The 24,337-nt window shown below is 64.0% G+C and carries 18 protein-coding genes, 2 tRNA genes and 1 pseudogene; 4 read left to right on the top strand and 17 right to left on the bottom strand.

Annotation, left to right across the window (positions count from 1 at the left end; all coding sequences use genetic code 11):
- Positions 1 to 56: 56 nt before the first annotated feature.
- The gene (locus tag MTR64_RS12775; protein ID WP_243994421.1) at positions 57 to 2,432 is read left to right on the top strand and encodes an acetamidase/formamidase family protein; all 2,376 of its coding nucleotides are present in this window, start codon (positions 57 to 59) and stop codon (positions 2,430 to 2,432) included.
- A gap of 120 nt (positions 2,433 to 2,552) precedes the next feature.
- On the opposite strand, the gene MTR64_RS12770 is transcribed toward MTR64_RS12775, so the two are convergent.
- From MTR64_RS12770 to MTR64_RS12725, 10 genes are all read right to left on the bottom strand, one after another.
- On the bottom strand, positions 2,553 to 3,794 hold the full coding sequence (locus MTR64_RS12770; protein WP_243994419.1) for a serine hydrolase domain-containing protein: 1,242 nt from the start codon (positions 3,792 to 3,794) through the stop codon (positions 2,553 to 2,555).
- Between the two features lie 35 nt (positions 3,795 to 3,829).
- The gene (locus tag MTR64_RS12765) at positions 3,830 to 4,642 is read right to left on the bottom strand and encodes a TauD/TfdA dioxygenase family protein (RefSeq protein WP_243994416.1); all 813 of its coding nucleotides are present in this window, start codon (positions 4,640 to 4,642) and stop codon (positions 3,830 to 3,832) included.
- A gap of 66 nt (positions 4,643 to 4,708) precedes the next feature.
- Complete coding sequence (locus MTR64_RS12760) at positions 4,709 to 5,803, bottom strand: acetamidase/formamidase family protein (protein WP_243994414.1); 1,095 nt, start codon at positions 5,801 to 5,803, stop codon at positions 4,709 to 4,711.
- Positions 5,804 to 5,843: 40 nt separating this feature from the next.
- Complete coding sequence (ygiD, locus tag MTR64_RS12755; protein ID WP_243994413.1) at positions 5,844 to 6,626, bottom strand: 4,5-DOPA dioxygenase extradiol; 783 nt, start codon at positions 6,624 to 6,626, stop codon at positions 5,844 to 5,846.
- Between the two features lie 144 nt (positions 6,627 to 6,770).
- The gene (locus MTR64_RS12750; RefSeq protein ID WP_243994411.1) at positions 6,771 to 7,256 is read right to left on the bottom strand and encodes a VOC family protein; all 486 of its coding nucleotides are present in this window, start codon (positions 7,254 to 7,256) and stop codon (positions 6,771 to 6,773) included.
- A 182-nt stretch (positions 7,257 to 7,438) separates the two neighbouring features.
- Positions 7,439 to 8,653, bottom strand: a complete 1,215-nt coding sequence (locus MTR64_RS12745; RefSeq protein ID WP_243994409.1) for an aromatic ring-hydroxylating oxygenase subunit alpha — start codon at positions 8,651 to 8,653, stop codon at positions 7,439 to 7,441.
- Positions 8,654 to 8,792: 139 nt separating this feature from the next.
- Positions 8,793 to 10,082, bottom strand: coding sequence for a CynX/NimT family MFS transporter (locus MTR64_RS12740; RefSeq protein ID WP_243994405.1), 1,290 nt, complete (start codon positions 10,080 to 10,082; stop codon positions 8,793 to 8,795).
- Positions 10,083 to 10,273: 191 nt separating this feature from the next.
- The gene (locus tag MTR64_RS12735; protein WP_243994403.1) at positions 10,274 to 12,658 is read right to left on the bottom strand and encodes a TonB-dependent receptor; all 2,385 of its coding nucleotides are present in this window, start codon (positions 12,656 to 12,658) and stop codon (positions 10,274 to 10,276) included.
- 404 nt (positions 12,659 to 13,062) lie between these two features.
- Positions 13,063 to 14,112, bottom strand: coding sequence for a tyrosine-protein phosphatase (locus tag MTR64_RS12730; protein WP_243994401.1), 1,050 nt, complete (start codon positions 14,110 to 14,112; stop codon positions 13,063 to 13,065).
- Between the two features lie 17 nt (positions 14,113 to 14,129).
- Positions 14,130 to 16,664 (bottom strand): TonB-dependent receptor, encoded by a 2,535-nt coding sequence (locus MTR64_RS12725; protein WP_243994399.1) that lies wholly within the window; start codon positions 16,662 to 16,664, stop codon positions 14,130 to 14,132.
- Positions 16,665 to 16,829: 165 nt separating this feature from the next.
- On the opposite strand from MTR64_RS12725, the pseudogene MTR64_RS21565 reads away from it, so the two are divergent.
- Positions 16,830 to 16,988: pseudogene (locus tag MTR64_RS21565) on the top strand (TetR/AcrR family transcriptional regulator); the annotation flags it as partial.
- A 15-nt stretch (positions 16,989 to 17,003) separates the two neighbouring features.
- Positions 17,004 to 18,062, top strand: coding sequence for a TetR/AcrR family transcriptional regulator (locus MTR64_RS21485; protein ID WP_243994397.1), 1,059 nt, complete (start codon positions 17,004 to 17,006; stop codon positions 18,060 to 18,062).
- A gap of 41 nt (positions 18,063 to 18,103) precedes the next feature.
- Here the strand turns inward: MTR64_RS21485 and MTR64_RS12715 are convergent, their stop codons facing one another.
- From MTR64_RS12715 to MTR64_RS12695, 5 genes are all read right to left on the bottom strand, one after another.
- Positions 18,104 to 19,168: an acyltransferase family protein gene (locus tag MTR64_RS12715; protein ID WP_243994394.1), complete on the bottom strand. Its 1,065-nt coding sequence runs from the start codon at positions 19,166 to 19,168 to the stop codon at positions 18,104 to 18,106.
- A 334-nt stretch (positions 19,169 to 19,502) separates the two neighbouring features.
- A tRNA-Pro gene (locus MTR64_RS12710) sits at positions 19,503 to 19,579 on the bottom strand.
- A gap of 25 nt (positions 19,580 to 19,604) precedes the next feature.
- Positions 19,605 to 19,680 (bottom strand) — tRNA-Ile (locus tag MTR64_RS12705).
- 66 nt (positions 19,681 to 19,746) lie between these two features.
- Positions 19,747 to 20,727 carry a polysaccharide deacetylase family protein gene (locus MTR64_RS12700; protein WP_419144943.1) on the bottom strand — a complete coding sequence of 327 codons (981 nt, stop codon included), beginning with the start codon at positions 20,725 to 20,727 and terminating at the stop codon, positions 19,747 to 19,749.
- Between the two features lie 117 nt (positions 20,728 to 20,844).
- Positions 20,845 to 22,623 carry a sensor histidine kinase gene (locus tag MTR64_RS12695; protein WP_243994392.1) on the bottom strand — a complete coding sequence of 593 codons (1,779 nt, stop codon included), beginning with the start codon at positions 22,621 to 22,623 and terminating at the stop codon, positions 20,845 to 20,847.
- Positions 22,624 to 22,875: 252 nt separating this feature from the next.
- On the opposite strand from MTR64_RS12695, the gene MTR64_RS12690 reads away from it, so the two are divergent.
- The gene (locus MTR64_RS12690) at positions 22,876 to 23,340 is read left to right on the top strand and encodes an Lrp/AsnC family transcriptional regulator (protein ID WP_067734863.1); all 465 of its coding nucleotides are present in this window, start codon (positions 22,876 to 22,878) and stop codon (positions 23,338 to 23,340) included.
- A gap of 25 nt (positions 23,341 to 23,365) precedes the next feature.
- Here the strand turns inward: MTR64_RS12690 and aroQ are convergent, their stop codons facing one another.
- Both aroQ and MTR64_RS12680 read right to left on the bottom strand, forming a co-directional pair.
- The gene (aroQ, locus tag MTR64_RS12685; RefSeq protein ID WP_243994390.1) at positions 23,366 to 23,803 is read right to left on the bottom strand and encodes a type II 3-dehydroquinate dehydratase; all 438 of its coding nucleotides are present in this window, start codon (positions 23,801 to 23,803) and stop codon (positions 23,366 to 23,368) included.
- Between the two features lie 88 nt (positions 23,804 to 23,891).
- On the bottom strand, positions 23,892 to 24,305 hold the full coding sequence (locus tag MTR64_RS12680) for a holin family protein (protein ID WP_243994388.1): 414 nt from the start codon (positions 24,303 to 24,305) through the stop codon (positions 23,892 to 23,894).
- Positions 24,306 to 24,337 lie beyond the last annotated feature (32 nt).

Below are 24,337 nucleotides of genomic sequence, written 5' to 3'. Positions count from 1 at the left end.
AGTGAATAACAGTTCAGGTCCCGGGAAGGGTGCCCCCATTTGAGGGTGGTTCTCGATTGCGAATAACAACAAACGTCTACCCGAAGGAACAGCGCCGCGATGCGTGGCGCTTCGCGCTCAAGCGTCAGTCGATCACGCTCGACGAGGCGGATGAGGCGACGCTTTATGGTGAGCTGATTCAGTTCCGCTCCAGCACCAGCATCGACTTCATCCGCATCACCGGCACCCCGCAGTCCTGGTCGATCGATTTTCGCGAAAAGCCGCAGACCTACTGGCTGGCGATGATTCTCGATGGCGGTGCGGTGATGCGCGATGCCCAGCAGGAAATCCGCCTCGGTGATGGCGACATCATCTGCGGGAAGGGCGATTCTCCGGTGCATCTGACCTTCGCTGGAGACAACCGCAGCCTGATCGTGCAGGTCCCGCACAGCGAGCTATCGATGCGTCTCAAGACGCCGATCGGCGGCGCGCCGCGCAAGATAGCCACCGAAAGCGGCACGGCACGCGTCTTCGCGGGCATGCTGCGCTCGCTGGCGGACACGATCAACGACATCACGCCCGATCAGGCGCGCCCTGTCGAACTGGCCTTTCCCGAATTCCTCGTCACCAGCCTGCTCGACAATGCGCCGGCCAAGGCGATGGGCGGTGCCGCGGGCATGCGCGCCGCACTGCTGGAGCGGATATTCCAGACGATCGAGATCCGCCTCTCCGACCCCAACCTGAACTACCAGCAGGTGGCGGCGGAACACGGGATTTCGCCGCGCTACCTGCAAAAGCTGTTCGAATCGATCAACGACTCGTTCGGGCACTATGTGAAGGTGCGCCGCCTCGAGCGCTGCCGCCTCGACTTGCGCAGCCCGCTGCACGTGCAGAAGTCGATCTCGGACATCCTGTTCGAATGGGGCTTCAACGATTCCGCCTCGTTCAGCCGCGCCTTCCGTGAGCAGTACGGCATTTCGCCGCGCGAATACCGCAAGGCCCAGCCGCAGGAACAGGAAGCCGTCGAACTGCTCCGCCGCGGCCGCCCAACGCGCAGCGAGCGGGCCAACGCCAAGCTCGATGCCGAAGGCGAAGAGGAAAGCGCGGACGCAGGTGCAGACATACCGCTCCAACCCGAGTCGGATGGCGATGACGATGCAGTCATGGCTCTGCCGGTCATCCCCGTTGGTGCGGCCGACGGGCATCCGGTGCGGCACCACCACTTGCCGGTTTCGCCCGAGACCGTGCACTGGGGTTACCTCAGCAAGGACCTGAAGCCCGCGCTGCACGTGCGGTCGGGCGACTTCATCACGATCGAGACGCTCACGCACCACGCGAATGACGATCCCGAGCGCATGGTGCAGGGCGATGCCGGTGCGGAAAGCGTTTATCACTGGGATGAATGCGGCAAGGCTGTCGACCGGCGCGGTGCCGGGCCAATGGATGCCTCGGCGTTCGGACGCGGGCCGGGCGAGGGCTTCGGCGTGCACATCTGCACCGGCCCGATCGCGCTGGAAGGGGCGATGCCCGGCGACCTGATCGAAGTGCGCATCCTCGACCTCAAACCGCGCCCGAGCGGCAATTCGCGCTTTGCGGGCAAGTGCTTCGGATCAAACGCGGCGACGTTCTGGGGCTTTCATTATCAGGACCTGCTGACCGAGCCCAAGGGCCGCGAGGTCGTGACGATCTACGAGGTCGAGGCCTCCGGCGCGCGGCCGCCGATCGCGCACGCCGTCTATTCCTACCGCTGGACCGAGCAGACCGACCCCTCTGGCCGCAAGCACGCGCGCTATGACTATCCCGGTGTTCCGGTCGATCCGGAGACCATCGAGCGCAATTACGACGTGCTGCGCAACGTCGAAATCCCGATCCGGCCGCACTTCGGCGTGATCGCGGTGGCGCCGGCAGTGGACGGGCTGGTGGACTCGGTGCCGCCGGCCTCGTTCGGCGGTAATCTCGACAATTGGCGCACGGGTCCGGGCGCGCGGGTGTTCCTGCCGGTGCAGGTGGCGGGCGCGCTGCTTTCGCTGGGCGATCCCCATGCCTCGCAGGGCGACAGTGAACTGTGCGGTACCGCCATCGAATGCTCGATGACGGCCCTGATTCAGGTGATCCACCACCCCGCTTCGGGCGTGATGGACCAGCTCAAGGACGTCGATTATCCGTTGATAGAGACCGAGACCGAATGGGTAATCATGGGGTTCAGCCATCCCGACTACCTCAAGGAACTCGGCCCGGATGCGCAGAGCGAGGTCTACAAGCAAAGCTCGATCGATGCCGCCATGCGCGATGCGTTCCGCAAGGCGCGGCGCTTCCTGATGACGGCCAAGCAGCTGAGCGAGGACGAGGCGATCTCGCTGCTGTCGGTAGGCGTCGATTTCGGGGTGAGCCAGGTGGTGAACGGGAACTTCGGCGTCCATGCGGTGATCCGCAAGGCGCTGTTTACGAGCTGATCCGGAAAGAGGAGCCAGCAGATCAAAAACCGCTCACCCCGAGCTTGTCGAAGGGTGTTGATCTCAAGGCTGCGCGAGGTCCTTCGACGAGCTCAGGACGAGCGGGCCTTGTGCTGGTTTTCAGCGTTTCACCACTGCCAGCGCCGCACGGTCCAGCGCCGCGCGTAGTTTCCACGTTCGTGTCATGAACGGGCCGGGCGTCAGTTCGTTGGTCATGACGATCGCGACCACCTTGTGCACGGGATCGGCGAAGAAATAGGAGTTGGCCGAACCCGACCAGCTTCCCGCACCGACGGGCACGCCGCCGCGTGCCTCTGTCCCGGCATCGCCAATGCCGAGACCAAGGCCGAAGGGAATGTCGAGGTCCGGCCCGCCTCCGGTCCGCAACCGGGGCGAGAACATGGCATCGACACTGGCGGCGGACACCACGCGCCTGCCGTGCCATATGCCCCGGTTGGCGAGCATTTCGGCGAAGTGGCGGTAATCCTCCAGCGTTCCGGCGAGAGCGCCACCACCGTCGCGCAGGCGGGACGGATCGCGGTATTCGGAAGTTTCCGGCTGGTCGACCGCCTCGAGACCCTGCGCACTGGCGCTGTACTCCACGACGAGGCGTGCGGCCTGCGCATCGCTGACGACAAAGGTGGTGTCCTTCATCTCAAGCGGTGCGAAGATGTGTGTCTGGAAATAGGCGTCCAGTGTTTCGCCGCTGACTTTCTCGATCACCGCGCCGAGCACAGTCGTCGAGAAGCCGTAGCTGAACCGCTTACCCGGCTGGTGCAACAGGGGCGCCTTGCCAAGACGCGAGACCAGTTCGCCAAGTGATGCGGCAGGAGCTTCCTGCGGCTGTCCGCTGCTGGCCAGCGTCACGCGCCCTACGCCGTGCGCGCGGTAGTAGCGGTGGACCGGCGTGTCGCCCATGAACTCGTAGGTGATGCCAGAGGTATGGGTGAGCAGGTCTAGGATCGTCACGGGGCGGTCGGCAGGCACCGTGCGGACCGGCTCGTCCTGACTGTTATCCCAGACGCGCAGGCCGGCCAGTTCCGGCAGGTAGGTGCCGACCGGTGCGTCGAGCGAGAGCAGGCCGCGCTCCGCCAGTTGCAGGATGGCGACCGTCGTGATGGGCTTGGACATCGAATAGAGCCGGAAGATCGCATCGCGCGTGACCGGCGTGCGTTTCGCGATGTCACTGTATCCCGTCGAAACCTCGATCAGCGGCTTGCCGTCCTGCTCAATGAGCACGAGGGCATTGGGCAGTTCACCGGCTGCCACCATCGCGTCCAGTTCGGCCTTCAGCGTCTGGGCTGCATGTGTTGCGGCAGGTTCGGCTTGTGTCGCCGCTGGCACCGTGGCGGAAAGGAGCATTGCCGCCGCGGCAAGACGCAGTGCGGTTCTCACCCTCAGAACGGCTTGTCGCCTGCAATCGTCACGCGGTAGCCTGAGCGGGTCTCGGGGAAGTAGTCCCACACAGCGAAGTGCTGGGTGCAGCGGTTGTCCCAGAACGCCACTGAGTGCGGCTGCCAGCGGAAGCGCACCTGGAAGTTCGCATCCTTGATGTGTTCATAGAGGAAGGCCAGCACGGCAGCGCTTTCGTCCTTGGACAGCTCGGGGATGCGGGTGGTGTAGGAGGAGTTGACGAAGAGCAGCTTGCGGCCCGTTTCCGGATGCGTGCGCACGACCGGGTGGGTGTTGCACTCGTAGACCTTGTCCACGTCGGGGAAGATCGCCTTGTAGACCGGGTTCGCGTCGTGGATCGCGGTCAGCGGCTCGAGGAACGCCTTCATCGGCTCGGAAAGCGCATCGTAGGCCGCATACATGCTGGCGAACAGCGTATCGCCGCCCGCTTCGGGCATGGTGTGCATGTAGAGGATCGAGCCCATCGGCGGCTCGGGATCGCAAGACAGGTCCGAGTGCCACTTGTCGCCTGCAATGTACTTGCTCTGGGCGTCGGCGTGGATCTGCACCACCTCAGGATAGTCGTCGAGGCCCTTCACCGCCGAATGCATGTGCAGCTTGCCGAAGGCCCGGCCGAACGCAAGGTGCTCTTCGTGGTCGATCTTCTGATCGCGGAAGAACACGACCTGATGTTGCATCAGCGCTTCGCGGATTTCCGCATAGGTCTGATTGCCGAGCGGCCGGGTGAGGTCGACGCCGAAGATTTCGGCACCGATCCGCTTTGTCACCGGGCGCACATCGATCGTTTCGTAAGCCATCTGGTCTGTTCCTTGGCCGTGATGAAAGCGTGCCGGGCGGTTGGGTTGCGCCCGGCACGCAGCCGCTTATTCGGGGTCCTTGACGGTGCCCTTGTCGGGGAAGATGCGCCGCTCGATACGGCAGTGAATCCCCTGAGTGCCGTCAACCACCTGCGTCACGCCGAAGTCAGCAGCGACACTCATCAGCGAATAGCCGTCGTTGCGCGAAAGACCCTGATGCTCGGTGAGGAGATGCAGCATGTCGAGCGAGGCACTCTTCATCGCCTGATCGAGATCCTCGCCGAAGCCGTGGACGATCCAGCAGTCGGGCGTTTCCAGCAGCGGCGAGGGGAACGCGAAGTCCTTGCGCAGGATGATCTGGAACAGCACGTCGAGCGAGGATTCGATCGCGGTGCCGCTGATTTCGCCGTCGCCCTGGCTCACATGCGGATCGCCGATCGAGAACAGGCCGCCCTTGACCTGCACCGGATAATACATCGTCGCGCCCGCGCCGATGCGCCAGTTGTCGATGTTGCCGCCGTGGAGGCCCGGCGGGATCGTGCTGACCGGCTCGTTGACCGCAGGCGCCACGCCGGCGGTGCCGAGGTGCGGACGCGCGGGCAGGGTGATGCCGGGCAGGGCGGGCGAGCGGTCGCATTCCGGGCAATGGGTGATGCGACCGGGCACGACGTACTTTTCCTCGACGTCGTAGGCGTAGAGCGCGCTGGCGGTGTTGGCGTTGGGATCGATCTTGTAGATCGTGACGCGCTCGGTCTCGCCGAATTCCTCGTAGAGATGGCCCCAGTTGGCGGCGAGGTTCGAGCCGTAGTTGAAGCGCGGCTTCATCTGGAAATAGCGCACTTCCAGCATGTCGCCGGGCTCCGCGCCTTCCACGAAGATCGGGCCGGTCATGATGTGGCAGCCCGGCGCGCGGGTGGCCGGATCGATCTCGGTGAAGATGCGGCGGATGTCGTCGTCGAACATCAGCTCCGGATCGTCGCCCGCGTGGTGGGTTACGGCTTGCGCCATGATCAGGTCACCGCTCTTGACGGTGAGCGCCGGTTTGATTTCCGGCGAGAAATAGCCCCAGTGCACCGTTTCAGGCGTGGCCCTGAGATGATGCAGCGCGCTCGGCTGAACGGCTGCCTTGGCGGAATCGGGCTTTAGACTGACCAGTGCCATTTGAACTCCTGTGACGCAGGTTGAAGTGTGCGACCCGAGGTCATGCGGGGCCGATGAGGGCGCTCGTCATGCTGAGGGATTTGTGCTGGATGAAATGGGGATCGAACCGGGCCGTCTCGCCCTCGTGCCGGGCACCGAGGACATAGAGCAGCGGCAGGAAATGGTCGGCGCCGGGCACCGACAGGCGGGCGGCATCACCCAGCGCTTCGTAGTCGATCACGGTTTGCGGCGTGTCGGCGGCAATTGCCTCGCACATCACCGAATTGAACTGTTCGGCCCAGGGATAGGGGGCGGCGCTGGGGTTGCCCCAGTCCATCGCCGGCAGGTTGTGGACGATGTTGCCGGTGCCCATGATCAGCACGCCTTCATCGCGCAGGGGGCGCAGCAGGCGGCCCACTTCCCAGTGCTCGGCAGGCGTCTTGGCAATGTCCATGCCGAGCTGGACCACGGGAATGTCGGCTTCGGGATAGGCATGGACCAGCACTGACCATGTGCCGTGGTCCAGCCCCCAGTTTGCATCGAGCTTGACCGGCATCGGTGCGAGCAGTTCCTGCACGCGGGCGGCCAGTTCGGGGTCGCCGGGCGCAGGGTACTGCATGTCGAACAGCGCCTGCGGAAAGGCGCCGAAGTCGTGGATCGTGCGGGGCTGGGCCATCGCGGTCACCGCCGTGCCGCGTGTCTGCCAGTGGGCCGAGATGCACAGGATTGCCTTCGGCTTGCCGATGCGCTCGGCCATTTCGCGCCAGGTGCGCGTGACCGCGTTCTTTTCCAGCGCGATCATCGGGCTGCCATGTCCGAAAAAGACGATCGGGAGGCGGGGCATTGCTTGGTGCTCCATGTCATCCTTCAGTGTGCGACCGGAAGGACTCTGCTTTGTTTCTGCATCATCGACGCTAGGTCGGGAGGGCCTGCGGGTCTTGCGGGAAAGCGCACAAGAACTTGTCGCGCGCCCGCAGGCCCGCAGGGATCACTCGCGCGTGAAATCCTTGGGGATCTGCGGGTTTTCGCCGGCCTTGACCCAAAGCAGGATTTCGTTGCCCCAGGGGTCGGAGAAGCACCAGTTGTAGCCGTTGAACTCCTTCCAGTAGTGGTTGCGCCACAGCACGGTGGCGCCCAGTTTCTCGGCGGTATCGAGGATGCGCTCGGGCGTGTCGTCGTCGCTGACCAGCACCCAGATGCGCGCCTTGCGGCCATCGGTGGACAGAGTGCGTGGCTCGACGCCTTCGGGATTGGGATGGGGGCGTGCGTTCTTGGCGTCGAACACGCCGAAGTGCAGGTTGCCGATCTCGCTGTCGGAACCGTCCTTGTTCTGGAAGAAGCCGCCCGGAACCATGCGGTGGTAGAGGCCGCCCATGCGGGAATCATCTTCCCAGCCGAAGACTTCGCCGTAGAACTTGCCGGCCTTGTCCGGATCGTCGGTGGCAAAGTCGAAAAAGATCAGGCTGTTGGTCATCGAAGGGCTCCTTTTGGTCCTTTCTTTCTGCCTAGAGCGGCGGGAAATGTTTGCTCGGCATGCTGCGCACAAAACCTTGATCGCGGGCGCTGCTCATCCGCGCAGTGGTCAGCGCACAAAAAAGCGGCGCCCGATCGGAACCGGGCGCCGCAGTCGTCAGGAATAAATTGAAAGGCTGCGGGTCAGGAGGCCCCGCCGCTGCGAATGGCCTTCACCCGAGCGGAAGGGCCGCGGCGCCGGTTCCATTCGGCCCAGTAGCGTTCGACCAGCCACACGTTGAGCAGCCGCTGCGCGCCTTCCTGCCAGGAATAGCGGCCGCGCGGCGCAAACTTGGAGCGCAGGCCCTGCTGCACCAGCTCATCGACGTGGAAGTCCTGTGCGACGATGCGTTCCACCGCCTCGTCGGTCATCTTGACCTTCAGTTCGAACAGGGGATCGTCCATCGCCTCGGGGACCATCAGCGTGCCGATGGTGAGGGCGTGCGATTCCGCGGTGCGCGGGTCCATGATCAGGTAGAGCACGGTGTCGTTTAGCACCACCAGCGAGAGACTGGGCGGCAGGTTCACGAACAGCAGGCGGTTTTGTTCTTCTTCGGTGAGCTTGGGGAACACCGGGAAGACCGAACGCTGCGTGGCGTTGAACGCCGCGTTCTTGTGCAGCGTGCCGTTGAGCCGGTAGTACCCGGCCGAACCTTCCGGCATCTCGGGAAAGCTGGCGAGGCCGCTCGGGATGAAATCATGCAGCGGGCCGGCGTGGAGGCGGCTGGCGTGATAGCCGTCGTTGTTGTTCTCCAGCATGACCTTCCAGTTCCACGGGAACACCGTGGGTTCTTCGGGCCGGGGGCCGCGCAGCGAGGCGAAGTCATAGTTGGCGACCACCGCCTCCAGCCCGGCAAGGCGCGGCGCCAGCGCTTCGGCATCGGGATCGAGGTTGATGAAGATGAAGCCGTGCCAGATCTCGTGGCGGATTTCGGGCAAGGCTGCGGCCTTCTTGTCGAAGTTGCAGGTCTTGTTCATCGCCGGTGCGCCGACCAGCGTGCCGTCGAGGTCGTAAGTCCAGTGGTGGTAGGGGCACACGAAGGCGCGGGCATTGCCATGCCCTTCGGCGACGAGCATCGCGCGGTGCTGGCAGACCGAGGACAGTGCCTTGATCGTCCCGTCGCGCGTCTTGCAGATCACCATCGGCTCATCGGCGCGGGTGACGGTGAAGAAGTCGCCCGGGTTCTCCAGCCATTCCGCCCGGCCGACGCAGAGCCACTCGTGATGGAAGATCGCTTCCTTCTCGAAACGGTGGAATTCCTCGTCGACGTAGCATTCGGCCGGAAGCGTATCGGCTTCTTCGATGGCCTTGATCGAGCTGGCGAAGCTGTCGAAGAACTGGTCGGTAAGAAGGGTCATTTCTGACAGTTTCCCTTTTCGGCGAACCGTGTGAGCGCGAACCCGGACAGGCTTTGTGCCCGCCGATTATGGGTAAGAGGTTAGCCCCGGTGGTGCAGGCTGGCTTTGCGCAGGGCGCAGTGTTTTTTGGCAGGCGCGCTTATTCGGCGGGGGCGAGTTGCGCGGACAGTTCGGCTTCCTGTGCGGCGGCATCGTTGTTTGGCTCTGCTTCCGCTTCAACGCTGGCGGGCCCGGGCGCGCGCAGGAACATCACGGCAATGGCGGTAGCGCAGGCCAGCAGGATGGCGAAGACCAGCATGGCGGGCGCATAGCTGCCAGTGACATCGGCAATGCGGCCTGCGCCGACCGGGCCGAGGACGGCGAGGGTCGTGGCCGTGGTGGCCATGGCCACCATGTCACCTGCGATAGCGGCACCGAAATAGCGCAGGATCAGGACATGGGCCGAAAGCCATGCCATGCCCCAGCCGGTGCCGAACAGCACGGCGGCGGCGCAAGCAACGAGCACGAGCGGCGTCGACCAGAGCAGCAGCATCGCCGCAGCCTGCAACAACAGCCCCAGCACCAGGATGCGGCGGGGATCGATTCGTTCGCATACCGCGCCGGTCATTCCCTTTGCGCCGGTTCCGGCAAAGGCCAGCAGGCTCATCGCGATGGCGCCGGGTGCGGCACCCTCACCGAGATTGGCGATATGGGCGACGAGGATCGAGTGTGTGCTGGTGACGACCATCTGCACGACTGTCATGACAACGGCGAGCACCAGGAATGCCGGCGTGAAAAGGGCCTTCCGCACAGTCCATGCGCCGCCTTTGGCCGGGGTCTGTTCTCCCTGTCCTCCGGCTTCCTTCACCTGATCGACATTCTCCACTTTCACGGCATCGCGGATGCAGGCGAAGCAGATGAGGGCGAGGATCGCCGAACAGACCGCCATGACCATCCAGTGCAGGCGCCAGTCACCGGTGAGGCCGACGATGGTGCCGACGATCAGCGGTCCGGCAATGCCGCCCGAAGAGCCGATCATGAAGTAGAAGCCGATCATCCGCGCCGAAGTACGCGGGAACCAGGTCGCGAGCAGATAGACGGCGGGTGAGGGCGCGGCGAGCGTGAAGCCGATGCCCATCAGTGCAGTTGCAATGAAGAAGAAATTGAGATCGGTGATGACCGATGCCAGCAGGAATCCGGCAGCGAGGACAAGGCAACCTGCCGTCATCGTCCAGCGTGTGCCGATCGTCTTCATCAGCAAGGGCGGCAGCGGGCTGGCAAGGCCGCAGGCAAGGCCCAGCAGAGAGAAGCTGAGTCCGGCCGAAGCCTTGGACCAGCCCAGTTCCGCGACCATCGTGTAGAGGACATAGCCCAGCGAAGTGAAGGTCGTGGCCGTGACGAAAAAGAACGCAAGCGACGCGGCAAGCATGACCTGGGCATTGCGGGGCATGGATTCTCCTGCAGGCGTTGGGGGCGAACGGTGCGGGTTTCTACAGTGCACACGCTCGCATGGCCTGCGTGCATACTCTTGATGATGCACGCCTTAAGATTTGATCGCGGTGCGGGTTGTGCAAGTGAAAAGGGCGCGGCGACTTTCGTCACCGCGCCCACCTCCCTGTTGGCCGTAGAGGTCTGGCTGGGTCAGAACTTGTAGCCGAAGGAGACGATCACCTGCCGCGGCGGGATGTAGGTGTCCATCACCTGAGCCGAGCCGTAGGGATCGGAGAACCGCGAGTTCACGCCGTTCTTGTCGAACAGGTTGATCACACGCAGGGTGATGTCGGTATTGGTCCCTTCCGGCTCGTACTTCGCCATGAGGTTGACCTGCGTGTAGGACGGCGTGAGGTCGACCGCACCATCGTTGAAGAGGCGGTACTGGTACTTGCCGCGATAGATCATCTGGGCACGGGCGGTCAGCTCGCCCGGGCCGACCTTGCCCTTCCATGTCGCGGCGATATTACCCTGCCAGCGGGGCAGCTTGGGTACCCGGTTGCCCTTGATGTCGGCGCGGGCCGCATCGCGGGCCAGGGCGGCCGAGTAAAAGTTGAGCCAGAAGAGGTAGTCCGGATAGCCGGCAGCGACCTGCGCGGCCGATGCGGCAGCCGGGTCGAGCGCCTCGTAGTGCGAGGTGAATTCGCCTTCCAGCCAGGACAACGAAGTATCGAAGCGCAGGCCTTCGGTCGGTGCCCAGATTCCCTCGAGTTCAAGTCCGTAGACACGGGCTTTCGGGGCGTTGCTGATGCCTTCTCCGTACAGGATGGGATCTTCCTCGAGGAACTGCATGTTCTTGTAGTTGTAGAGGAAAGCGGAAGCGTTCAGCTGCAGCGTGTCGCCCATGAAGCGGTTCTTGGAGCCGATTTCAAAGGAATCGACCATTTCCTGTTTGTATGTGGGCAGGATCGAGAAACTGTTGCCCGCCGACGAGGCGCTGTTGATGCCGCCCGGCTTGAAGCCGCGGGTCCAGCTTGCGTAGAGCATGTTCTCAGGCGTGAGCTGGTAATCCAGCGCCACCTTCCCGGTCCAGGCGTGGGCGGAGCGGCTGCCGGTCGACGAAGGCTGCAGATAGGCGCCCGAAGTCTGGCTCGATGCACCGCCCGAGGCGCTGTCGAACATGCCCGATGCCTTGTCGTGGTTGTAGCGCGCACCGGCGGTCAGCTTGAGCTGGCTGGTCAGTTCATAGGTGCCCTGCGCATAGAAGGCATAGAGTTCACGCTTGATCGAGGACAGCTCCGCATACGTGATGATGCCGACTTCCGGATCGTCCCACGCGGTATCCAGCGGCAGCGGCGTGCGCAGGATGTTGTCGTCCGATCCGCGGTATTCGTTGATGTACTGGCTGTTCTTGGAGTGCAGGTAGACGCCGCCGGCAACCCAGCTGAACGGGCCGGTGGTGTTCGAAGTCAGGTTGATTTCCTGGCTCCAGCTCTTTGTGTCCGAGGCCCACAGCGGCACGTGGTCGTAGGTCGACCCGACGTAGCTGAGCGGGCTGTAGGTCTGCGCGAAGAACAGATCGGCGTCGAGGCCATCGGCGTCCCAGGCCTGTTCGGAGTGCAGCTTCTGGTAGCCCGTGATCGACTTGATCACGGCAAGCGGCGTTTCGTAGCGCATCGTGGCGGAATAGAACTCGGTCTTGACCACCGAACGACCGGGGTAGTCCTGCGTCAGCACGCGCGGATCGGTCTCCGGGTCGAGAATGTTCTTCTGCGCCGGGCCGTGGGTGTTGCTATCGTACTGGATCGTGTTCAGCGTGATCGAGAAGTCCGATGTCGGCGACCACTTGGCGCCGAGGCGCCAGCCGGTGTTGTCCTCGTCGTCGAGATCGTACTTGGCAACACCCGGAACCTCGGTGGCATAGGCATAGCCGTCATGCTTCGTGAACTGGAAGGCGCCGCGCACGGCCAGAGTATCGCTCAGCGGCACGTTGAGCGCGGCGCTGCCTTCCTTGTAGTTGTAGTTGCCGATGCCGGCGCTGACATTGCCGCTGACCACATCGGTCGACGGATCGTTGGTGACGACGTTGATCGTGCCGCCGGTCGAGCCCTGGCCGAACAGCGTGCCCTGCGGGCCGCGCAGCACTTCCACCTGCTTCACGTCGATAAACGCCGCGCTCGCGGCGATCGAGTTGAAGATGTAGACGCCGTCGATGTGATAGGAGACGCCCGGCTGGGTGTTGGTGTTCTCGGGCGTTTCCGAACCGATGCCGCGGATCGTGATGATGCGCTCGCCGCCGCCGCTGCGGGCCACCACGAGGCCGGGAACCGAGCCGTTGAGACCGGTGATGTCGTTGATGTTGGCCGACTTCAGCATTTCCGACGTCACGGCGCTGACCGAAAGCGGTGCATCCTGCAGGCTCACTTCGCGGCGTTCGGCGGTGACGACGATGTCGTAGATGCCGGTGCCGGAATCGCTCGCGGCGGCAGCATCGGCTGCCGTTTCGGCATCGGCAGCACGGGCGGTTCCCGATGTGAAGGCGAGCAGCGAGGCGCTGCAGGCCAGGGCTTGGACGAAGTGAGTCTTGCTGATCATGTTAGCTCCCCGAGTCTTGACATCAGAACCATTCCCGGTGCGCGGCTCATCGTTGTGAGATCTGGCCGCTTGCCGGAAAATCTGGCGCGTGTGGGCAGCGCGGTCTTGTGCAAGTGCGAATAAGTACTTGACTGGAGACCCTGTCGGCGGAGGTATTCAGCGCGAAAATGCGGGGGGACGGGTGTTCTGCCCTGCAAAAAAAGGCGGCGGGCAGATTGCTGCAGCTGCGCCGGTCTGGGCCGTGGCGTCCGGGATGGCGCCCAGCATCAAGGAATACGCACATTCCATGACAAGAGCTGTGAGGTCAGTGCATAGCGCGTTGCGCTGGCGGTGCTTGCAGGCAAAGAGCCCGGCGCCGAATTTCTTCGAGCCGGGCTCAAGCTGATGGGTTCAGGCGCTGTGCGCTATTTCAGCATGACGCCGCGCAGCTTCGCTAAGTCGGCATCGCTCATGCCGAGCGCCTGCTTCAGGTAGCCTTCCGAACCGCCGTACGTCTGGTCGAGGTAGGTGAAGAACTGCGCGAGGAAAGACGCGCCGCTCGGGGAGTAGAGCGGTTCGGCCTTCATCGGTTTGTCCTTGTTCGCCATGTACATCTGCACCAGCGGGTTGTTCGGATAGTCCTTGGGATCGACCTGCGGCATTTCCCATTGCGGGCGGCGCAGTTCGGTGGACAGGTGATAGTCCTTGAGGATCGTCTCGCGGTCCACGCCGAGCACGTCGTAGAGTAGGCCGGTGGCTATGCCGGTGCGGTCCTGGCCCGCCGAGCAATGATAGATCACCGCGCCCTCGTCCGCGAGCAGGCGCCGGAACAGTGAGCGGAACTGCGGCACCAGCATCTTTTCCATGCCGGAGTACATGTTCTCGCCGTTGCCCTTGCCGAAGCGGGCCATCAGTGGCTTCAGCGAGTAGTCGTTGGCGATGAACATCGCGCCGGTGTGGTCATCGACCAGATCGGGCGCGACCTCGCGCTCCTCGATAGAGCGCAGGTCCACCACGCTGTCGATGTGCAGCTGGCCGATCAGCGCATAGTCGGCATCGGTCAGCAGCGGCATCGCGCCCGAGCGGAAGGCCTTGTCCCAGCGCACGGTCTTGCCGTCCCTGGTGACGTAGCCGCCCACGTCGCGGAAGTTGCTGCCCTGCTGGAGCGGCAGCACGCGCTCGGCCACGACGGTCGTATGGCCGTTCTCGCCCAGCAGGATGACATAGCGGCGCTCGTCCGCGGGGATGTCCAGCTTCAGCTTGCGGTCCTTCGCCGTGGCGGCAACGCGCTGGTCTCCTTCGTCGATCTGCGTATCGGCGCTGATCCAGACTGAGACCGGCGCGGTATCACCCCGATCCAGTTCGACGGTCCTGCTGTCCAGCCGCGTGACGGCGGCCATCTCCCGCGCGAACGCGGGAGGCGACACCAGAACGGCCAGCGTGACGAGAGCGGTGGTGGTCTTGAAAAGGTGCATGGGTCCGTTCCTTTCCATCAGTAGCTGAAACGCACGCCGAACAGGTAGCGCGAACCGATTCGTTCGACTTCGGTCGGATGGGCCAGCGTGTCGGCGTAAGCCACGTAGGTCTCGTTGGTGAGGTTCGCGAGGTCGGCATATAGCGTGAAGTTGTCGGTCACGGCATAGCGCAGCGTCACGTCGAGGTTGTCGTAGGCTGCGCGGTATTCCCCGCTGCCCAGACCGCCCAGCGTGTCGAGCCAGTGACTGCGCCACTGGTAGCTGACGCGCGCCGAAAGGCCGTACTTCTCGTAGAACAGCGAAGCATTGGCGATCGTGCGCGACATGCCCTGGAAGTCGTAGGTCTGTACCACGCCATCCTTGTCGGGCGCCTTGAAGTCGCCGTCGAGCAGGGTCAGGTTGCCCTGAACGCCGAAGCCCGAAAGCGCGCCCGGCAGGAAGTCGAACTGCTTCTGGACGTTGAATTCGACGCCGTAGAGCTTGCCGCTCTGGCCGTTGTACTGGCCGGAGAAGAGGTAGTTCGAGCGGTCGAAGCCCGGGGTGTCGTAGAAGTCGGAATTCACGCGCTCCTGCGCGCTGTAGAGCACGTTGTCGACCCAGCGGTAGAACGCACCGACCGAGATCATGCCGTTGCCCGACAGATACCATTCGAAGCTGCTGTCCACGCCCCAGGTGTATTCGGGCTTGAGCAGCGGGTTGCCGCCCGAAATGGTGCCCGGCACGGACGTGTCGCTGATCGAAGCGCCGACACGCGTGGCGCCATAGGCCGGGCGGGACACACCGCGCTGGCCGGCGAGACGCAGGACGATGTCGTTCGAAGCCTCATACCGGATATTCAGGCTCGGGAAGAGGTCGGTCTTGTCGCTCGAATAGGTCCTGGGCGTATAGGCGCCGTTGATCCTGAGCGAGCCGGAATTGTCCATGCTGTACTTTTCCACGCGCAGGCCGCCGGCAACGGTCAGCGGCCCCTTGACGAGCGTGCCCATGAAATAGCCGGCCAGCGTCCTTTCCTGCTGATAGTAGCGGGTGGAGTCTTCAATGACGTTGTCCGGGGTGAACAGGCCCGCTGCCGCCATCGCGGCGAGGGTGGCTTCCGCGCCCTTGCGCATGGCCTTGTTGTCGACGTAGTTGAGCGACAGGCCGAGCGGGTAGTCCGTGTCCCAGGCGTCGTTCGTGACATAGTCGTTGATATTGAACGGCTGGCCGATCAGTGAGCCGACATAGCCGATAGCCGCGTAGGTGCTGGTCGAGATGACGTTGCCCGCGATGTCGCGGTCGGCATAGAGCAGTCCGGCCGACAGCGTGAGATCGCCCAGTTCCTTGGCCATGTCGAATTTGACGGTGTAGCTGTCGGATTCGGTGCGCTGCTGCAGTGGCAGCAGGATTGTGCCCGCTTGTGACATGGTCTGGCTGAATGAACCATCGTTGTCCGAGAAGACCGGGAAGCGCGGATCGCTGAGGGTGTAGGTGATGTCCCCGAGACCGGAGATGCTCGACCGGACCAGCGGCAGATCGGTCGTGTTGACGGTCTTGGCGTAGTTGGCCTTGAACGAGGCGGTGAAGCCGTTGAAGTCGTCGTAGTCGCCGCCGATCAGGGCGATCGTGTTGCGGTTGCGGTACTTGCCGTCGTTGAACATGGCGGCGACGCCGGTGACAGTATCGCCGGTGACGGCAAAGTCATACTGGTTGCGCTCCTCGTTGTCGGCGAATTCCGACCAGATCACCTTGGCATAGAGCTTCTGGCCCGCTTTCGGGCTCCATTCGACGCCGCCGAACAGGCCATTGTTGTAGCGCTCCAGCTTGTAGCTGCGCACCGAGAAGGCCGTCGGCTCGCCTGTTTCGTCGTTATAGCCCGGCTCGCGGTTGTCGGTGATCTGGTCGCGCAGGTAGTGCGAGCCGCCCAGCACGAAGCCGACATTGTCGTTCGACCAGGACAGGCGCAGCGATCCCTGACGCTGCTGGCCGCCGCCGTGGCCCATCATGCCGTAGCCGAGATCGCCGTCGACGTGGAAACCCTTGCGATCAAGGGGAGAGTAAGTCTTGAGGTCGATCGTGGCGACGATCGCGTCGGCCTGCAGGTTCGAGGTCAGCGACTTGTTGATCACCATTTCCGACAGCATCACCGAAGGAATTGCGTCGAAGCGGAAGGCGCGGGTGTCGCCGCCTTCATCGACGCCGACCATCGGCACGCCGTCGATCGAGACGGAAGTCCAGCGGTTCGGCGCGCCGCGTACCTGGATGTAGCGCTCCTGGCCCTGGTCGCGCTGCACGGCGACGCCGGGCAGGCGGGCGAGAGCGCCCGCGGCGGTCTGGTCGGGGAAGCGGGCGGCGGAGTCGGCCGAAGCGACGTCGGTCATGTTGACGGCCACGCGCTTGGCTTCGACCGAGGCCTGCTGCGACGCGAGGATCGTGCCGGTGACGATAATAGCGTCGCCGGACATGTCCGCGTCGGCCGCCTCGTCGGCGAGCGCGATGGATGAGTGCGTGAGCGCGGCTGCCGCGACGCCGGCGAGGGCAGTCGTGCGCAGCAGAATCGAAGATTTCAGTTTCATGGAAAGGTTCCCCGTGGTTGCCGGGGTCCGCTAGAACGAGTGTATGTAAGGCGGGTGACAGTTTTTTGGCGAAGTATGACAAGCGCAGGGTGGGTTGGGTGTCTCGCTTGTTTGTTGTGAAGCTGTTATTGCGTCACCAGGAGAAGGGTGGAATTCAGGCGCCTTATGTTGTCAGGAATTGTCGAAAAACCGTCATCTGATCGCTTGGTCGATACGGTGTTGGATTTGTGGGAGTCGGTCGGATCTGCCGGAATGTCGGTGCGGCGGATCAGCGATGTGTCTGGAATCCCAGTCTCGTCGATCTACCATCACTTTGGATCTCTGGAACAATTGTTTGTGGTGGCTCAGGAGTTTGCCCAGACCGAAGCGCAGGGCTGGTGCGATGCGCAGTTGCGGCAAATCTCGGATTTTCCCGGTCAGCGTTCCGCGTTTGCGGGGTTCTTTTCCGAACTCGTGGATGGATGGTCCTGCGGGCAAAGGCGTCTCGCCTTCAGCTGGCGCGAGGCGCAGGTTCTGGCCACGACGGGAGACATGCTCACCGACGTGGCCGGCGGATGGGAGGGCCTCTGGTCTGGCTTCTGGCAGGAAGCGGGCCGGGCGTTTTCTCTGGGCTGCGAGAGCATCGTGGCCGCGCGCGTGTTCGAGAACGAAAGTCTGTTGCACATGCTCCACTGGCGGCGGATCGTGGATCGCGCCGGGCTTGCCGAATTCGGGCAGGGGCTTGGCGCCTGGCTGACCGGGACGCCGATGCCCGCCGCCCCATGGCGCGAATTCGCGCGCGAGCAGGCGATGCGCTCTGTTCCGGCACTGCCCGCGCGCGACGCCGTCGCGATGGCTATCGTAGCCGCGGCAGGCGAACTCATCGGCAGGGGCGGTGTGGCGCACCTGACGCACCGGGCGGTTGCGCAGCGCGCGGGCGTGACGCTGGGTGTCGTTCTCCACCGGTTCAGGACCAAGGCGCAACTTGTCGAGGCTGCATTCGAGGCCATCTACCTGTCGCTGGTCAGCGGGGGGGAGATCCGTCCCACAGGGGCAGACGCGCCCTTGCCGGTGGCGGATATGGACGAGATGGCAGGCCTCATCATCCGAACTCCCGCCGAACGGGGGCTTCAGGAGCTCTTTCTTGCGGCTGCGCGCGACCCGTCGCTCATCCAGTTTGGTGCGCAATTCCGCTATACGCGGGGGCGCAAGTCCTGGGGAACGGTTCAGGCGATCGCGGGTAGCGGCCGTGAGGTGGGCAACCTGGAGGCAGCCTTGTTCTCAAGCTTCGCCTCGTCGCTGGCCAGGGCCTGTGGCACGACGGAAGGTGAAGCAGCGCGCCGGGAGATACAGCGCGAATTGCAGGTGGTCGCCGATCTCATCGCAAACGGTGATTCCGGCACATGCCGGGTTTCGTAATGGCGGCCCGTCGACCGGCTCCTTCGCGGTCCCTGACGGCTTTACGACGAAGCGCCCAGAGGCGGGTGGGGCTGGCGCCAGCGCAGCCGGGCCCGCAGGGCCAGTGCCGGCTTCTCCACTATCGTCCAGGACATCCAGGCAATCGCGATCACAATCGGCACCGATATGCCCAGCATCGTCTGTGCGCTCAGCGGGGCGCCTGCGCAGGCCCTGATCGCCTGCTGTACGGGCCAGTGATAGAGGTAGAGACCATAGGAAATATCGCCGAAACGGCTGAGCGAGGGGAGTTGCAGGCCTGGTGCCGTGGCCAGCGCCAGCGTCATGACCGGCACCAGGACATAATAGTTCAATGCGCCGTATGGGCTCCAGTAAAGGAAATAGCCCAATGGCAGGCACAGTGCGGCAGCCCACAGGGGGACCGGGCCGATCCGTTTTGAGGCAAAATAGATCACCGCGCCGCCGAAGAAGATCGGTACGACCAGGAAGAAGTCGGCCAGGCGGCCGTCATGGATTCGCAGCGTACCGGCGAGCACCAGCGCGGCGAAGATGGCCGTGATCACCTCGCCGCGCAACGCGCGCGCGATCAGAAGCACTCCGATCATGACATAGCAGATCAGTTCGTAGCGCAGCGTCCACATCACGCCGTTCATCAACCATCCGCGCCCGCCGGCGGGATCGTCATAGAGATGCACGGTAGGGAGTGTTGTGGCGTGTGCCGGGTCGAGCAGCCCGAGCACGGCATAGCGCAGCGGGTAGAGGTGTTGGACAAAGGCATGAACCCCGAGAAGCGACAGCGGCGCGCCGATCAGCAAGGCGGTGGTGACCAGGCAGACGAACAGCCCCGGATAGATGCGCAGGATGCGCTTGATCGCGAAATGCAAGGGCGCGCGTGCCGTATCTGCGCTTCGTGCGACCAGATAGCCGCTGATCGCAAAGAACATCATCACGCCCAGTACGCCCAGCGTGACGCCCGGCGCATAGACACGAGCCAGCGGATCGAGGGATTCATCCCCATGTGCCAGCAACAGGCCATGAGTGAAAATCACCATGCCCGCTGCAATCAGGCGCAAATAGTCGAAATTGGTGATGCGCCGTGCTTCATCCATAAGGTCGTTCGCCGTTCGCACCCGATGGGACGTTACTGTCCGTGATTTCCGCCAGTGCCAGTTGTTCGAAGAAAACAAACCCGTTTCGTTGGGGTGAATCTTGCGATGATGTTCTCTGGCGTCGCGACTTTACATGGATTCTCAGGTTCTGGGCACAGCGAATTCGGAAGGGGCGTGTCCCGTATTGTGACATGCGGTAGGGTCGGCCGATGCTTCTTGCGCACGGATCCCGCAATGCTGCCTTCAGTGGATGGCACTGCGCCTGCCACTTTGCACCACCGGCCAACAGGTGGTTTGTAAAGTCGGAAGGGCATGGCGCCTGATTATCAGAAGTTGGTCGGGGAGACAGGATTCGAACCTGCGACATCCTGCTCCCAAAGCAGGCGCGCTACCGGACTGCGCCACTCCCCGACCCTTCGGGCGTGCAGGTCCACGGTGGTGGGCCCGGCAGGATTCGAACCCGCGACCTAGCCGTTATGAGCGGCCAGCTCTAACCGCTGAGCTACAGGCCCCAACCGCCGTGCGCCCGGCGGTACACGAGCCGTCCGGGCCGGTGCGCGTTAGCTTGGCTTTCGCGATCAGGCAAGCGTCACGGACGACATGATGTCTGCAACACCCACAGGTTTCACGCCGCGCCGGTCAAGATGGCCGAAAAGCGTGCGCCACCAGTCATAAAGCGAGTCGAGATCCTCGTCGGTCCGGATGTAGGGCGTGTGGCCCGGTGCCAGCGACGGGCTGTGGAACGAGAACATCAGCACCGGCAGGCCTTCGTCGATGGCGATGTCGACGCCGCGCAGGGCCTCTTCGGCGCTGATTCCCTCGGGCGTGAGCGGGATGCGCTCCAGCAGGCCGGCGCGCGCCAGCACGCCGCGCATGGACGGGGCGCGCCACATATGCGGATAGATCACGCTGCCCAGTTGCCGCAGCGGTCCCCAGAAGACCGTGGTCAGTGGCAGTTCGAGCAGGCTGCGTTCCTGATCGACCCAGTAGGGATAGAGCGGATGGTCACGGTAGTTCGGACCGCCGGTGCCGCTGTAGTCGAAGAGTGCGCGCACCGACGTGTCTATGGCAATGCCGCATTCGCGCAGGATCTCGCCCGTGCGCGGGCCAAGGCCATAGCGGCCGGCGCGGTAGATTCGGGGGGACACGCCGAATGCCTGCTCGATCCGGTCGCGCAAGGCATGGAACTTGGCGCGCTCCAGCTCGAAGGGCAGATTTCCGGCATAACTGTTGAACTCGGTAACCTCTTCCTGAAACGGCGGGCTGACCCAGGGATGGAGTTGCACGCCGACGTCGGCTCGCCCTTGGGATACGGCCTCGCCGATCGCTTCGGCTGTGGTGGGAGAGCACGCGACGGGATAGTCGATGAGGTAGGTCGGGACGACGCCAAAGCCTTCGCAGAACTGCTGGAACTTGCGCAGGGCAGGCACCGTAACGACGCTGTGTTTATGCCGGTCGAGCGGCGCGTCCCAGTCGAACTCCTCTTCAGTGTCGACCGTGACCATGAACCGCTGCCCGAAATCCTCATGGAAAACAGCCCTGGCGCCCGCGTCGGGCACGTTCAGAAGATTGGGCCCTGATGGTGTCGGCAAACTGACTCTCCGGTGCGCGTTGCGCTGCAACTACCCCGCTTCCTTTGAGAAATCGTCACCAGGCAAAAGCGGCGAGGGTCTGAATTACTGCGAGTAACTCTCAACATTGCTATGGTCTGCATTTGCAGCGGTCAAGCCGGGCAGGCGCAGGCAGAGGGCATCGCCATCGCGTTGCAGGCTGCCTCCGGCTGCGGCGGCTTCTGCCGCTGCGAGGCGCAAGGTGAAGCCGGCGCCGAACATGCCTGCCATCAGCGAATGTCCGCGCTCTCCGTTCTGCGCGCCGAACAGGTCTCCATCCTCGCACGTGGCGAGCGCAGCGGGCAACGCGATGCGCACGGTGACATCCTGACCGGTGGCCGACCATGTGAGCGCCAGCGGTTCGTCCGGGGCAGTGGCGCCCGCCAGGACCGCAAGCAGGCGCCAGATCATGCGGCTTGCCTCGGCGTCGTCCAGCGGGACCAGGAGCGTGGCCGGAGCGGCATGGGCATCGACGATGAAGCCGCTGCGGCGGGGATCGGTCCAGGAGCGCAGGCTCATGACCGTTTTGGCCAGCGCCTGTGCGAGATCGCATTCGCCGGCTTCAAGCTGCTGCGCGCCGGTTTCCAGCTTCACCAGCCGGTCGAGCTCTTCGAACCCGGCTAGAATGTGCGCGCAGTCGCTGGCGATGGCTGCGGCCAGCGCGCGGTATTCGTGCGGGGCGGGGCCGTAGAGCTGCTGCTGGATGATTTCGGCGGCGACCTGAATAGCATTCGCTGGCGTGCGCAGTTCGTGCAGGATCTCGCGCATGCGGCCGGCCTCGCGGCGCGCCACGGCTGCCGCATCGTCCGTTATACGCGGGCGGGGGCGGCGCAAGCGGCCGCAATAGCCGGTGAAGTGGCCCGCGACAGGATCGAACCGCGGCACTGCATCGACCTGCCATTCGCCGCTGACCGCGGGGGCTCCGTTGACGGACAGGCGCGCGGCGCGCAGCGGCTGGCGTCTGCGCATGGCTGCGCCGGGATTCGGCGAGGCACTGGTGTCGTCGTCGTTCGCGGCGAGGTTGAGGCCGAAGACGGCGGGCGCGAAAGGTCCGTCCGCCCAGTTGATACGGCCTTCCGCATCGGTGGCGAAATCGATGACTTTCGCGAGCCTTTCGGAGGCCGGAACGGTGTCGCCCAGCGGCAGGCGGGGGGCATCGGTGCCCGCGTCGGCATGACTCAGCGATTCGCGTGCCTTGCGGAATTCCTCGATGCGCCGGACGATGGCGCCGATGCCGGCCTCGGCGGTCGCTGATGACGCGGGCGAGGCAGCCGTTGTCTTTGCCCGGGCCGCGCGGGCCTGTGCCCAGTCGTGGAGCGAGGTGGGAGCCGGGGGATCCTCGATCATGTCGAGCAGTTCCAGCACGTCCCCGGAATTGTAATCGTCTGCTGCGGCAGGCATCGTGGCGGGCGGCAGTCCCCGGTCATGAACGCCCAGCTGTTCCAGCAGCGCCTCGACGGTCGCCGACAGGTCACGGCGGTGGCGCAGGATGCCGCGCGCCCGCACCGGCAATTCGGGGATCAGTGCGAGCCATTCCGAATCGCGGAGCCGCGCGGCGCCGATCGCAGCGCTGGCGACCCCCGGTTCGGCCTGCGCCAGAATGGCGATCAGGCGTGGATTGGTGATCGGCTGGAGCGGCTGACGCAGCAGCCGGGCCTGGTCCGCTGCCGGGATGCGCAGGGAGAGGGCGGCCAGCCGCGCGAATCCCGCCTCGAGCGCTTCGGATTCGGCATCGGCCGGCAGGCGCCCGAGTATGTCGATGAGCTGACGGTACTGAATACGCGCAAGGCCATCCCCGGAATCGGGGAGGCGCAGGACCGTATCCAGGCGATCGTCGAAATGCATCCGAACTCCAGCGCGGTCCCGTCCGGCCATGGCAAATGCCGGAACGGGCACACAAACTTTGCATTCTACCCAGGCTGCCGGGCCGGGGAAGTCTCTCTAGTAGCAAAGCCGTGGATGATCGGAAGCGTTCGCTTTGTGGCGTTGCAAAGCGGGACGATTACGTTAAGGAACAATAATATTACAGTGCGCTGGCGTTTTCGATGTGGATATTGCATTGAAAGAGCGATCAGCGGCACCCGCCAGGGAATTTATATGATCAATCTCGATGAAATCGATCGCCGGCTCCTCGCCGAGCTGCAGGCGGAAGGGCGCATTACCAACGTGGAACTCGCCCAGCGCGTGGGGCTCACTGCGCCGCCGTGCCTGCGCCGTGTGCGCAGTCTGGAGGAAGCGGGCATCATCCAGGGCTATCACGCCGATCTCGATGCCTCGAAGCTGGGATTCACGATCACCGTCTTCGCGCTCGTCAGCCTGAAGAGCCAGGCCGAGGAATCGCTGCGCGCCTTCGAAGACCACATGAAGACGCTCCCCGAAGTGCGGGAGTGCCACATGCTCAATGGCGAGATCGACTTTATCCTCAAGATCGTCAGCCGCGATCTGCAGAGCTTCCAGGAATTCCTGACCAGCAAGCTGACGCCCGCGCCCAACGTGGACAGCGTGAAGACCTCGCTGACGATCCGCACCTCGAAGAACGTGCCGGGCGTACCGCTGGGTTGAACGGCGGTTCGCAGGGCGGGGTAGTTCAAAGCTCCGCCGCGGCCTCCAGCGCCAGCAGATAGCTTTGCGCGCCAAAACCGGCGATCGTGCCTTTCGCGGCCTGTCCGACCCATGACGTGTGGCGGAACGCCTCGCGCGTGTGCGGGTTCGATAGGTGGACCTCGATCACCGGCACCGAAACCGACCGGATCGCATCGAGCAGTGCGACCGAGGTGTGGGTATAGGCGCCGGCATTGAGCAACACCGCATGCGCGCCTTCGTCCTGCGCCTCGTGCAGCCAGTCGACGAGGTGGCCTTCATGGTTGGACTGGCGCATCTCGATCTCGCAGCCCAGCGCCTCGCCGCGTTCCACCAGCATGGCGCCGATGTCGTCCAGCGTCTGCGAGCCGTAGATTTCGGGCTCGCGCTTGCCCAGCCGGTTGAGGTTGGGGCCGTTGAGGACATAGACCAGCTTGCTTGCCATGATGCGCGAAATCCCGAGGATGCGTTTGAACCAAGGCCAAGACCTTTAGCGGCCGTGCGGGGCGGTGCAAGCACGGCTGCTGCAGGCATCAGCGGTCCGAGCCCTTGACCTTGCCCCACTGGCGCATCGCCGAATAGCCGAGATAGCCAGTGCCGAAGAGCGCGTAGAGCGGTTCGGGAATGCCGGAAAGGTAAGCCGTGATGCCGCTGGTGATGGCGCTGGCGGTGCCGGGATTGACCGCGCTGATCAGGCCCATGGGCAGCGCCCACAGGATCATCGCGTACATGACATAGAGAAAGCTCGGCCGCGCACGGCTTGTCCAGGGATCGGTCGATCCGGCTTCGGCGATGATCGCCGAAAGACTGGCGCGCAGCATTTCCAGTTCCTGCGAGTTGTCGAGCCTGAGCAGTTCCAGCTTGGCCCGGTCGCGCGCTTCGGGATCGGGGATGACCTTGTCGATGATGCGGGTGACGGGGCCGAGGATCGAATCGAGCAGGGGCATGGGCGAGTCTCCCGTTTCCGGTTGGTGACTCG

The organism is Novosphingobium album (ex Hu et al. 2023), assembly GCF_022832385.1.
GTDB lineage: Bacteria > Pseudomonadota > Alphaproteobacteria > Sphingomonadales > Sphingomonadaceae > Novosphingobium > Novosphingobium album.
Note: the sequence above shows the minus strand (reverse complement) of the source record. Positions and strands in the feature narration are given on the sequence as shown.